Raw genomic sequence first — 12,325 nt, 5'->3', positions numbered from 1 at the left:
TTTTCCTAAAAGGATTTTTTATCCCTTTTACAATACCATTGAGGGTCGCAGGTAGAAACTACGCAACCTCCTAATTTCACTTTACCTTCTTCAGCTTTTTTGAAGATTTCCTCCCTTGGGAGTCCATACACGATAGGGATGACCTCATCTTTTTTATTACAAACAGGGCACGTCATATCATTATGATTAAAATTACATTCGGGTGGGAACAGGATACTTATATCTGTTATACCATCGGGTGCAATAACGATGGAATCTATTTCCCTACCGGGATAGTCCTGAATCCAGACTTGCAGACTATAGGTCCCGGGAGGTATATCCCCGAAACTGAAATCACCGGTCACGTCAGTTCCTGTTTCCCTGTCTAATTCATTGATCAGGACTTTTGCGAAAGCCACTCCTTCATTTTTTACAGTATCCTGGATATGACCTCTTATCATCCCTTTTTGGGCGAATCCCGCTTGAATAAAGAGCAGGACAAAGAATATGGTCTTAAATATTTTCAATGTGAAAGTTTGGGTAACTCGTTAGTTCATCAGGCAATTTAGTTCTTCTAAAAATACTTATAAAAATTTCAATTATCACAAGTTATAGTGGTTATATGCGCTCCCGCTGGCTTAAGACCTGCTCTCCTAATGAAGACACTTATTTATTTCTAAGGCTAACAGCCAGGAGTCCCTGCTGCAAAACCTGCTTTATCTTTGTTTCCAGGAATTAACGAGAATCGTAACTTTCAACGCCAATGAATTATTGATGAAGCAAAAAGATAAGCCGGTTAAAAGATCAAGGAAGCCCTGGCCCACAAAAGCCGCGATGGAACAGGTCTACAGCATGAACCTGTGGGGTGCTGATGATACTGAATTCTATTCCGGCGCCGGATCCCATAATCCGAATCTTACAGACCCGTATATCGAAGTGGTGGCCTCCTTTTTAAATTCATTTAAAAGTCCTCCTACCCTATGCGACCTGGGATGCGGGGATTTTAACGTCGGCAAGGAACTGGTAAAATATTCCGGGAAATATACAGGAGTGGATATTGTAGAGCCGCTTATTGCCTATAACACTAAAAATTTTCGCCGGGAAAACCTGGAATTTCATTGTCTGGATATTGCGGTAGATCCCCTTCCTGCCGGGGATATTGCCATCCTGAGACAGGTGCTGCAGCATTTATCGAATGCTGAGGTAGATTCCATCCTGAAAAAACTGCGTGATTTTAAATATCTTATTTTAACCGAGCATATCCCTGACGGGGATTTTGTGCCTAACAGGGATATTATTTCAGGTCAGGGAACCAGGTTAAAAAAACAAAGCGGACTGGATATCTCGGCAGCACCATTCCATTTTAAAGCAATAGAGAAAAGAACACTGCTAAAGCTGCGTCCCGATGAACATAAAGGAATTATTGAAACCAGTGTCTTTAAGATACAGTAACACTTAGCCTTTTTTCATACGGAAATGCTAGAAAAGAACGTTTTAAGGATTTTGATTACTAGCGGGATGTTGATCAAGTTAATTATTTTCTTTCTAAGACTGCCGGTTATTTGAGGTATGCGTTGTTGTGCATGGTGCGTGCTATAAATTTTTATTGAACCAGTTTGCAATTAAAATGTTCAATTCTTTATTCTTACCACTGAATTTATGATCGGTCTCAAATTCTTTGAGGGTGAAATCATAGTTTATCTCCGCTAATCTTTCCGCGATCAAATGCGCCTGTCTTGGATTGACCTGCTCATCCTCTGTGCCACATACGATAAGCAGGTTTGCATTTTTATCCAGCTCTTCTGCCCAGTATAGAACCGAGCGTTTTTCCAGTTCCTCCTTTTTGTTGTCTTTATAATTTGGAATGAGCTCCGCACAGACCCTTGTATCCATTTCCGGCCTTTCTTCAATTAATTCCGACAATTCCGTCGGACCATTTATGACGACCGCCGTTCTGATCTCTTCAGATTTTTTAAGGGCTAAATATGTCATCATTCCGCCTCTGGACCACCCAGCCATTCCAATTCTTTCCGGGTCAGCTTTTTGCAGGTATCTGGTGGTTTTTATCAGGTTCAGGACATCATTAATATCGCTACCTCCAAATTCATCATTCTCCCTGTAACAAGGTGCTAAGATCACATATCCTTCTTCAACCAGGTTTGTTACCTGAAGTAATGAAAAAAGTGTTTTGGCTTTTGCCGACTTCCCGGTTTGTTTATTTCCTCCCCGGTTAAATATAACTACAGGAAATTTGCCATTTTGTTTAGGTTCGGCAATTAGTCCGCTTACTAATAACGAATCGCTTTTATAAACGATCAGGGAGAAGTTTACTTTGTCTAAATATTGATATTGCTCCAACAATGAGTCGTTCAGGGATATTTTATCCCAGATCGGGGGGATTTCTGAGAGTTGAAATAATTCTTTGGATATAATTTCTCCGTCTTTTAAGCTTTTTGCATTTAGGTAAGCACCGGGTTCGATCTCTTTGTCAAATACCGTGTTGGAGAGGGAATTTTCGAATTGATATTTGTTATACAGTTTTTCACCAATCGGGACTCCAATTTTTATAATAGCAACTATTAATATTATTCCTATAAAAACGGCTATCACTTTAATTACTTTCATTGCTATTAATTATTTTCTTACTAAGGCTGCTGTCTATTGGCAATAAACCGTTGGTGGTAAATGTTTATTCCGTTTCAAATTTTTGTCAGTTCGTTATGTAAAAATTTGAGGTCTGAACTTGATCCCATTATTTAAATCTACAGTTCTTGTCTTTGATGAAATATTTTCGGTTTCCTCATGTAAGAAGCGAGTATTGTGGCCATCACAATTAAAATTGCTACTTCATATGGTTTCCCTTTGTACATATGAATAAACACTATAAAGGTCATGTAGAGTGCCAGGAGCGTAGTCCCGAGCAGTATAGTTTTATTATACAGGAACAATCCTGTTGCGATCAAAAGGAAAATTCCCGTACTGATCATGATGGTACTATTAGTCACGATTTTATCCATTTGATTAGAGTTAAGGATTTTATCTAAAGCGTTTGGAATAAAGAACAGGCTAATTATAACTGAAGGCAGCCACATCAATATTATTTTTAAAATTCTATACATTCTCATTCAGTTCTAAGTAAATATTCGTTTCGCGCCTGGCATAAGACAGGTTGGCGACCAGAAACACTTTCCCGGCATAATACCCGGTTTGCTGGTGAAGTTAATTCTTTTCTTCCTAAGGCTGCCGGTTATTTGGGTTATGCTTTGTTGTCAGCTGTTTTTGTTATTTTTTAATTTTGTGAAAGTTCTGAATAAATTTAGTATGACCAGAAATTTCAGTTGTGGAGTCAAAGTTTTTGAAATATGATAAATCAATTTTTTTCAGGCCAATTGGAAATCTATCAATCATTGCCGCTGAATAAAGTATTTTTAAAATTAAATCATTATTAGAGTAGTAATTATTTAGACTATTTTTTACCGTTCCTTGAATTTTACTCCACTTCTTTGGTCTACTATTAACAGCCCCACCTAGAAGATGTACTTCTTTTATACTGGTTTCTTCACCAATTGAACTTATATGTTTCAAACAATTGTAAATTACCCTTGCACCTAATGAATGTCCAATTAAGATAAATTCTTTGTTTCGACATGTTAAGATTCTTTTAGCCAAAAGTTTTCCAGTATGGCGCGAATTTCTAACTGCAACGTGCCACCAATTATTAATAAGCCAATAAGGTAAAGTTGGATAAATTATAGGTGTCAAACCTACTGTAGTATGTTCCCTTTTAAGACGTTTTTCCCATTTTTCTACTAGTCTTTTTAATCTAGGAGGTAAATTTTTGTTGTTCCATTCTAAATGAAACCATTCTTGATCTGGATAAAGCTTTAAAATACTATTTTCCCATTTTTGATAATTATCTTCATCTTCAGTTAGAAATCCACTTACAGTAATTATAGCCGGATATTTTCCTGCCCTATGTTTTGTAATTTTAAATTTATCAGTAGAATCACGAAAAAGTATTTTCTGAAGAAGAGACTTTTCAATTTGATCTACTTCATTTATTTCTGAAATGCAGTTTATCTTCATAGTTTGATATTAGTCAAAAATTGCACACAACGGTTTTGCATAACGCAAGTTGGCGGAGTAGGGGACGCGGAGATCTATCGGAATCCCCGCGTTCGCCTTTATGTTTAATTATCCTTCTTCAAAAAAGAATTCATGTATATCGATAATTCCTCCCCTGCTTATTTGAACCAGGTCCTTCGTACTTTTTAGAAAGATACCTAAAGACCTTTCGTTATAGATAAGTTTCATTTCAGGAGAATAGTCTGTAACCAGGTACATGTCACCCTCTAATTTATAAAAGGGAATATCCATTCCTCCTTTTCCCTTCACTCCCCGATTGACGATCTTACCGTCTTTTAGAGTTTCCCTTATTTTTAAATCATCTTTTTCAGTGGAGGAAACTTTGGAATATGCGACCATCATGTTCATCCATTCTTTAGCATCAATTAAGTGCCATTGCACTTTATCGAAGTTTATTCCGTATTCATTGATCCATCCATAACTTGTAAAGCCGAAAAGAACTTTCTTGGTGCCATTTAATTCCGGTTTGTCAGCCGGCTCGAATTCCTGGATCTTAAAGGTTATTACCGAGGCAGAAGACATGTCTTTTAGCTTTTTACCATCAAAATCTAAGGTCTTGAGTGAAAAACTTTCATATTCCGGGTGATTGGATAACAACCATTGAGTAGCTGTTAATTCAGCCTGTTCTTTCATCTCCTCTACGGCAGCAATACCGGCTCCAATGGCTAATAAACCACCAGCCACTGCTGCTATTGTTTCCCCTTCATTCTGGGATTTTACATTCTTTGGTATAATAAGTAAGGCAAGAGTGAAAAATAAAAATAACTTTTTCATGAATTGATTGGTTAGTATTAGATTAAAGAATTTTCAATTCTGACCAATCTTAAACTGTAGACCTAATAGTCTATGGTTCAGTGACGGGGCAAAATTCCCAATAAATTTAAGGCATTTTTAACAGATTCACCCTTAGGTGTAAAATATTTTTTAATCTATAAGCACGGTCTCTTCCAGACAGAAGAAATTCCAAACGTGTAGTACTTATATATCATTCCGTTAGTCAGTAGTTTGAGAAATAGCCATAACATCGCATGGCCCGGCAGCTATAACCACCTGTTGTTAGGGGTATATACATTCTAACTATCCTAAAATATGAATTAAGCCTTATTTCTTTTTTTCATTAGGTATAGGTCAAAACCTTTTGCCCAGTAATCCTTTTCGATCTCTTCTAATTCAAATCCCATTTTTTCATAAAACTTAAAAGCTAATTGGGAAGTTCTGACAATAATCAGGTCTACCTGAGTATTATTTTTTAAATAATCAATTCTATGTTGTGTCAAGCTTTTCCCAATTCCTTTGCCCTGTAATTCAGGATCAATCATATCCCAGGAAATTCTAGCTATCTTTTCTTTAGGAAAGTAATTAATGCCACCGGCACCCACAATTTGAGAATTCTGCTCGAAAACGAAATAATCTTCTCTTTCTTCATCCAGATATTTTTCGAATTCCTTTTCTTCAGAGGGATCAAAATATTTAGGAATATTTCTTTTTAATAAATCTTTTACTGCTGATCTATCTTCAGGAATATAAGGTCGTATCATTCATTTTTTGATTAAAATCACTTTGAAAATCGGTTACACCGGTCTCGGTTATCACCAGTTGGAGGAATAAAGACACGGTCCCTATAGCTATCGGGATGTCGGCTTACACCTGGTTTATTTTTCAGCTATTTTATTAAACTCCAGATCGTATTCCTCATAATGACCACTTGTCCATGGAAAAATAAAAAAATTACCCATAGCAAATTGAAAAGCATCTAAATTCAAACTGCCATTTTCCGAAAGACTAATTCTGGTTCTATGCCGTTCACCAAAATTTATAAAAATAAGAGGTATTAAAAAGTTGCGTCCATTAAATACAAATGTGTTCTCTGTTAATTCCCCTTTTAATATTTTAGATTTTACAATTTGGCCATTTTTTATAAAGCTTACTTTGATCCTTTTTTCATCAATTACCTCTAATGCAACAAAGTCTTTTTCACTGGTGCTCGTATCCCTTAATTTTTTTTCTTTCCAAAGATAAAAGCACTGGAATAAGTCATTAAAATCATAAGCTGTGTTAGTATCTAAATAGGTGTTAGAGAATCTGCTGTAATTACCATTTAACTGTTTTAAATTACTTTTATTAATATCCACCTTACCCTGATTATGTATGGGTTCGCTAAAAGTTCCACAGGAGCTTATCAGAAACGTAAATAATAATATTATAATTCTTCCTTTAAGATTGATCATACATAATTGTAATTAACTGGCTATACCCCTATAAATACTACAGTTCTGGACACAACAGATTCCCTATAAATCTAAGTTAATTTTTTAATAGTTTGAGTATAAAACATAAAACACCTATCACCCTATTACAGCTGAACAACGGATGTTTACCTTAAAAAGATCCTGGATATCTAAGCCAGTTCCTCCAGTGCCTTAAGGCAGTACTTAACCTCCTCTTCGGTATTGATCACACAAGGGGTGAGCCTGGCATAACTCTTACGGTAAGGTGAACTGCTAGCTACTATTTTCTTTTCATGAAGTTTTTTTACCGTCTCGTCCGGGCTTAATCCATCTACCTCAAAGCAGTTGATGGCCTCTGAATATTCGTCGGATACCGGGGTTAGCAATCGCACATGAGCCATCTTGCTCATGCCTTCCTTAAGCATCGTATTCAGCTTTTTGCTCCTCGCGGCGATATTTTCCTTGCCCGTGTTCATATGAAGCTTAAAGGCCTCATCCAGCGACCAGCGGTGTTCAAAGGCATGGAAGCCTCCGGGGGAATTCAAATAGCTAAAGTTAAGCTGGTCCTTAGGCACAACTCCCAGCCACTCCCCGTACGCAGCCGAGAAGGCCGGGATCACGGGAATTACCATATCATGGGCATCCTTCTTCGCAAATAATATCCCGGTACCCCTTGGCCCGAAAAGCCATTTATGGGTGCCCGCCGCTAAAAAGTCACATCCAAGATCCTGGATATCTATATTGTCAAGGCCAAAGGCATGTACCCCGTCTACCGCGAAATAGATACGGTCTTCTTCCGCCCGCGAGCTGTTCAGCTCCCTGATGAGTCCGCTTATCTTCTTTACGGGCAATTTTACCCCGGTACAGGAATGTACCCAGGTAACCGCCACAAGACGTGTCTTTGGATTAATGTTCTTTTTGATCCTGCTCAGCACCTCATCGGCCGAGACCTGGGAGGGCTCATCGTACAGGTCTATGCGCCTGATCTTTGCACCACTTCTCTGTGCCCCGAACTCCAGTGCTTTTTCGGTGGAATAATGATCGTGGGTGGTGGTAAGTATCTCCTCGCCTTCTTTAAATTTTAACCCCGTATATAAAATGCCCAGGCCCTGGGTGGTACTGTCGGTAAGCGCGACCTCAGAGGGATCGGCATTCATATATTCCGCGGCGGCTGCTATCACCCTGGGTTCCGCGGTCATAAAATTATTTTCCCAGTACTCTGCCGGGTTATTATTAAAGTTTTCCCGGTGCCTGGCGATCGCGTTTTTCACCGGCCGTGGATGGGAAGCCAGCAGCATAAGGGCCATATGTATCTTGCCGGATTCCAGCTGGAACATATCCCGGAGATCGTCCCAGTTAGCCGGCACATCATTATCAAATACCTCAGGGTGAGTAATTCTTTCAAAGGCGCTTAAGGCGGGAAGGCCAATTCCTGCCCCCATGGCGATTCCGGTCCGGTTTAAAAAACTGCGTCTGTCCATAAGAGAAAATTTAAAAAATAAGCATACAATTTACTCATTTGCAGGAAGACAGCCTATAAAAAATTGGAGATATATGAACATAAATAACTGACTAACAGACACATAATTACTTTCCGGCAGAATATGAGGTTATTTTCCCTGCTTCCGGTATTTTATGAAGGATGTTCACAATTCCTAATTATGACGTATCTTCATAAGCCTTTCATAATGAAACACATAATAGTCCCGGCTTGGCCTCTGTGCAATGAAAAGACTTTTTTTTCTTCTGCTGCTGCTGTTTCCGCTGCAATCGTTCTCCCAGTACTGGCTTACCCGGGACGAGGATTATTTCTTTATAAGTACCGGCGTGGATGTTCGTAACGCGATCTTTGGCGGCACGGTGAACGACGCAGCTTACGACGGTACCATTAGCGCCGGTTATCGCAACGCCGGCTTCAGCATCCTGGTCTATTATGAAAGTTTTACCGCCATAAGATATGAATCCATGGGTATAAATCCCGGCTTCGTGGTTAGGCCCGGAAAGATGCTTATCCCGGTAGCCGATCTGAGCCTTTCCTTTATACGCCGCCCCTGGAAGGTGTATCCCTCCCTCGCGGCAAACGGCCGACTGGAATACCATTTTGACCGCTTCTTCGTCTATGCCCGCGGGGAATACCGCTGGCGTACCGATTATGATTTCTTCCAGGCCTCGGTCTATGGCGGGATCTCCATAAAGTTCGGCCTCAATTAAGCCTTTGAAACAACTTTCAATTATATTTTTTCCTGCCCGCACCCAGGTTATTATGAACCTGAATTTAAACCCGCTTTTTTTAAAAATCTGAAAAAATATTTCCACTATAAAATTTAAAAACATTATATTTAATAGTCTGTTTTTCAGTTGGTTATAACTGTTTCGCCTGCAATAAACCTCGCTTAACTCTTCGGCATGGGAGGGTCACATTCCTCATAATTTTTTTGAAAAAGTATTAATCAACTAAATTTTAAATCATGAAAAATTATTCTGTTTTAGGGCTTCTCTGCCTGATTGGTATTTTCATCACTGGCTGTAGTAACGAAAGCGTACCCACAGCTATTCCGGCACAGGAAGAATCATCCCTAATGAATCCGGCCTCCCTTAAGGCGAATCACAATGGTGATGGTGGATTTACCGGTTTTATCTTCGATCTTGCGACCGCACCGAACAATGAGATCCTGGTCGCCGACGCAGGGGCCGGTATTTCTACCCGGCATGGAGAAATTCTATTCTCCCTGGAAGGCGCTTCATCGGTTGCACCCGTTGGTACCGGTGTAATGTGGGTTACCACCTGGCCGTGGTTTGGAGCTCCTACCGAGGATTCGGGCCAGGGAATACATCTCGTAACTAAAGGCCGTACTAAAATGGTGGCTAACCTTTTCGAGTTTGAAAGTGAAAATAACCCTGATGGAGAAGAAGAACTGGACTCCAATCCGTATGCGGTCTATGCACATAACGCCAGTTTTGCGGTAGTGGCAGATGCCGGAGCTAACGACCTCTTAAAGGTCCACAACAATGGGAATATTGAGCTTATGGCCATCTTCCCTCCTGAAATGGTTTCCACCGAAAACCTAAAAAACCTCGTGGGATGCCCGGACTCCGGAGCAGGACCTTGCGGCCTGCCAGACATGATTCCGGCGCAGGCGGTACCTACCTCGGTAACCTTAGGCCCGGATGGTTATTATTATGTTGGAGAGCTTAAAGGCTTTCCTGCTCCTACCGGCGAATCCAATATCTGGCGTATTTCGCCTGGTGCCTCCGGGGCCATGTGCGGTTCAAGCCCCGATTGTATGAAAGCCTTTGATGGTGGCTTTACCTCTATCATCGACCTTACATTCGATGAGAACGGTATGCTATACGTGGCCGAATTGGACGAACAAAGCTGGTTTGCCGTGGAATTTCTGGATTCATTTGCCGGCGGAAACATAAAAGCATGTGATCCCGAAACAATGCAATGTGAAGTTATAGCCACGGGAATCCCAATGCTAACTGCCATCACCTTCGACAAGGATGGCAGACTGTGGGCTACACAGAATTCACTTATCCCAGGCTTGTCTGAGGTCATTGAGATCTCTTTGTAACACCTTAAGAGAAATAATAAATCATTTTCTCAAGATCCCACCTCTAACCGGTGGGATCTTTTTTAGGTCTCTGTGGTACGATTACGCTCCGGAAATCTATAGATTTCCTTTGCAAAATTTTAACCAAAAAGCGTCGGTTTTTCCATAATTTAGCGGCTTAGCATTCAATTTTCTGATATGGAGATCTTCTTACAACCCGATACCTGGGTGGCCCTGCTCACCCTTACTTTTCTGGAAATAGTCCTTGGGATAGACAACATCATCTTTATCTCGCTTGTGGCAGGTAAGGTGCCCGAAGAGAACCAGAAAAAGGCACGGCTTGGAGGTCTTACCATCGCCCTGGTAATGAGGATACTCCTGCTTTTGAGCATCACCTGGATCATTGGTCTCACCGAACCCATATTAACCTTCGCCGACTTTGAGCTAAGCTGGCGCGATATCATCCTTATAGCCGGTGGTATCTTCCTGCTGGTAAAGTCTACCCTGGAGATACATCATAAGGTGGAAGGCCAGCATGAGGAGGACGAGACCGGGAAAAAGGTAAAGAAGACCATGAAGTTCAGCACCGCCATCATACAGATAGTTCTGCTGGACCTTGTCTTCTCCTTCGACTCCATACTTACTGCCGTGGGACTTACCGATGAGATCATCCTCATGGTGATCGCGGTGATCGTGGCCATTATAGTGATGATGATCTTCGCCAAACCGGTGGGAGAGTTCGTAAACCAGCACCCAACCATACAGATACTTGCCCTGTCTTTCCTTATCCTGATAGGAGTGATGCTAATCGTGGAAGGCGCGCATTATCACGTACCAAAAGGCTATATCTATTTCGCGGTGTTCTTCTCACTAGCCATAGAGATGCTGAACATGAGGTACCGCAAAAAGAACGCCTAGTCCATTATCTCGTAGTGGATAGGCTTAAAGCTACCGCCGTTGCTGTCTTCGGCCGAGCAGGCCGTAAGGCCTACGATAAGGTCCATCCGGGCTTCAAAGAGCACATGGTCGCCGGCTTTGCTTAAGGGCGGTTCCACGCTCAGCTTTCCATCCGGCTTAAACTGAACGTTCATAAAGATATTGAAGGCTGTGGGTATATCATCGGGCTCTATCCCATACTGTTCCAGGTTGGTGTAGAGGTTCTCAAAACAGCTGGGATGATATTCGTTGTTATTGTACATGATCTTAAAGGTCTCGGGGCTGCAGGGCGCCAGCAGAAAGTCGTTCCGTCCATTGGTGTCTTCCAGGATCTTCATCATTTTATTGCTGCGGTTGCTCCATAAGAAATCGCCTTTCGTTATAAGTATGCTTTCCTCAAAATCCAGGGTCTTCCCGCTGGAGATCTTCTCTCTTTTATCGCTGGCATTGAAGAGCACCATATCACTCACCTGCCCTCCGTCGGGATCTGTCACTTTTAGTTTCTGTCCTTTTTTTATTCTGAAAGCGGCACCACTTTGTTTTCCTATTACCTGCATCATACTAATTTTCCTTGAATATGTTATTGAGTTCCTTTATGGCTGAAGTAAGGCTCACTGCCGAAGCGCTCATGTCTTTCCACGGATCTTCCTTACTGCCCAGCCGTTTAAAAATGTTCTTTATGTTATAGCTCTGCGCTGAAAGTGAAGAGCGGTCCAGCTCGTCCCAGTCAAGCGGGGTTGCCACCGGGGCGCCTTCAATTGGCCTTACCGAATAGGGTGCCACACCGGTCTGCCCGAAGGCGTTCCTTCCCACGTCGAGAAAGAGTCTGTCCTCGCGTTTGTTCTTCCTGGCTGCCGTGGTCATGGTATCGGGATATTCCTGCTCCAGCAGCCTTGCAGCCTTCTGGGCGAATTTGCGTACCTCATCAAAATCCCGGGTTCGCTTCATAGGCACTACTATATGCAGCCCGCGGGAACCGGTAGTCATAAGATAAAGTGGTAAACCAAGCTCTTCTCCCAGCAGCTTCCTGATCTTTTTTGCAGCGGTCTTTACCTCGCCAAAATCATCTTTAGAAGGGTCCAGGTCTATGATCATCCTGTCGGGAAAATTGAGCCTGTCTTTCCGGCTCAGCCAGATATGCGGAGTGATGCAGGCCTGGTTGGCCAGGTAGACCAGGCTTGCCTTATCGTTACACAGCACGTAATTTGTAGTTCCCCCCTCCTGTTTTTCAATGGTCCTTGTCTTTATCCACTTCGGAAAATAATCGGGTGCGTCTTTCTGGTAGAATTGTTTGTCTTCTATCCCGTTGGGAAACCGTATCATAGTGAGCGGGCGGTCCTTGATATATGGCAGCATGGTATCTGCGATCCTTTCGTAGTAGTCTACAAGGTCCCCCTTGGTGTATCCCTCCTTCGGAAAGAAGAGCTTATCCAGGTTGCTCACCTCAAAACTGTGTTTGCCAATTTTCCTTTCCTCTCCCAT

At 41.6% G+C, this 12,325-nt stretch carries 14 protein-coding genes; 4 read left to right on the top strand and 10 right to left on the bottom strand.

All coding sequences use genetic code 11. From position 1 onward, the window contains the following. Positions 1 to 5 precede the first annotated feature (5 nt). Positions 6 to 506 carry a carboxypeptidase-like regulatory domain-containing protein gene (locus tag EZJ28_RS00665; RefSeq protein WP_131393836.1) on the bottom strand — a complete coding sequence of 167 codons (501 nt, stop codon included), beginning with the start codon at positions 504 to 506 and terminating at the stop codon, positions 6 to 8. 247 nt (positions 507 to 753) lie between these two features. Between EZJ28_RS00665 and EZJ28_RS00660 the strand changes: the two genes are divergently transcribed. Continuing rightward, positions 754 to 1,431, top strand: a complete 678-nt coding sequence (locus EZJ28_RS00660) for a class I SAM-dependent methyltransferase (protein WP_165499004.1) — start codon at positions 754 to 756, stop codon at positions 1,429 to 1,431. A 141-nt stretch (positions 1,432 to 1,572) separates the two neighbouring features. Here EZJ28_RS00660 and EZJ28_RS00655 read toward each other — a convergent pair whose 3' ends face one another. The 7 genes from EZJ28_RS00655 to EZJ28_RS00625 all read right to left on the bottom strand — a co-directional run bounded on the left by EZJ28_RS00655 (position 1,573) and on the right by EZJ28_RS00625 (position 7,834). Continuing rightward, a complete protein-coding gene (locus tag EZJ28_RS00655) occupies positions 1,573 to 2,604 on the bottom strand; it encodes a S9 family peptidase (protein ID WP_131393832.1) in 1,032 nt (343 codons plus the stop codon). Positions 2,605 to 2,741: 137 nt separating this feature from the next. Continuing rightward, complete coding sequence (locus EZJ28_RS00650; RefSeq protein ID WP_242670040.1) at positions 2,742 to 2,996, bottom strand: hypothetical protein; 255 nt, start codon at positions 2,994 to 2,996, stop codon at positions 2,742 to 2,744. Positions 2,997 to 3,261: 265 nt separating this feature from the next. Next, on the bottom strand, positions 3,262 to 4,065 hold the full coding sequence (locus EZJ28_RS00645; RefSeq protein ID WP_131393830.1) for a DUF726 domain-containing protein: 804 nt from the start codon (positions 4,063 to 4,065) through the stop codon (positions 3,262 to 3,264). 108 nt (positions 4,066 to 4,173) lie between these two features. Continuing rightward, on the bottom strand, positions 4,174 to 4,899 hold the full coding sequence (locus EZJ28_RS00640; protein ID WP_131393828.1) for a hypothetical protein: 726 nt from the start codon (positions 4,897 to 4,899) through the stop codon (positions 4,174 to 4,176). 320 nt (positions 4,900 to 5,219) lie between these two features. Beyond that, on the bottom strand, positions 5,220 to 5,663 hold the full coding sequence (locus tag EZJ28_RS00635; RefSeq protein ID WP_131393826.1) for a GNAT family N-acetyltransferase: 444 nt from the start codon (positions 5,661 to 5,663) through the stop codon (positions 5,220 to 5,222). A 114-nt stretch (positions 5,664 to 5,777) separates the two neighbouring features. Beyond that, a complete protein-coding gene (locus tag EZJ28_RS00630) occupies positions 5,778 to 6,353 on the bottom strand; it encodes a hypothetical protein (RefSeq protein ID WP_131393824.1) in 576 nt (191 codons plus the stop codon). Positions 6,354 to 6,523: 170 nt separating this feature from the next. Then, positions 6,524 to 7,834: an aminotransferase class V-fold PLP-dependent enzyme gene (locus EZJ28_RS00625; RefSeq protein WP_131393822.1), complete on the bottom strand. Its 1,311-nt coding sequence runs from the start codon at positions 7,832 to 7,834 to the stop codon at positions 6,524 to 6,526. Positions 7,835 to 8,078: 244 nt separating this feature from the next. Between EZJ28_RS00625 and EZJ28_RS00620 the strand changes: the two genes are divergently transcribed. From EZJ28_RS00620 to EZJ28_RS00610, 3 genes are all read left to right on the top strand, one after another. Continuing rightward, entirely contained in the window at positions 8,079 to 8,564 is a 486-nt protein-coding gene (locus EZJ28_RS00620; protein ID WP_131393820.1) for a hypothetical protein, read from the top strand. Positions 8,565 to 8,821: 257 nt separating this feature from the next. After that, positions 8,822 to 9,928: a ScyD/ScyE family protein gene (locus tag EZJ28_RS00615; RefSeq protein WP_131393818.1), complete on the top strand. Its 1,107-nt coding sequence runs from the start codon at positions 8,822 to 8,824 to the stop codon at positions 9,926 to 9,928. Between the two features lie 177 nt (positions 9,929 to 10,105). Next, positions 10,106 to 10,825, top strand: coding sequence for a TerC family protein (locus EZJ28_RS00610; RefSeq protein ID WP_131393816.1), 720 nt, complete (start codon positions 10,106 to 10,108; stop codon positions 10,823 to 10,825). On the opposite strand, the gene EZJ28_RS00605 is transcribed toward EZJ28_RS00610, so the two are convergent. Further along, positions 10,822 to 11,403 (bottom strand): DUF1989 domain-containing protein, encoded by a 582-nt coding sequence (locus EZJ28_RS00605; RefSeq protein ID WP_207388417.1) that lies wholly within the window; start codon positions 11,401 to 11,403, stop codon positions 10,822 to 10,824. The two genes, EZJ28_RS00610 and EZJ28_RS00605, sit on opposite strands and share 4 nt — an antisense overlap. 1 nt (position 11,404) lies before the next feature. Next, a complete protein-coding gene (gene ligD / locus EZJ28_RS00600) occupies positions 11,405 to 12,325 on the bottom strand; it encodes a non-homologous end-joining DNA ligase (RefSeq protein ID WP_131393814.1) in 921 nt (306 codons plus the stop codon).

The sequence above is a fragment of the Gramella sp. KN1008 genome, from assembly GCF_004332155.1.
GTDB lineage: Bacteria > Bacteroidota > Bacteroidia > Flavobacteriales > Flavobacteriaceae > Christiangramia.
This window is presented reverse-complemented; position numbering and strand designations above follow the sequence as displayed.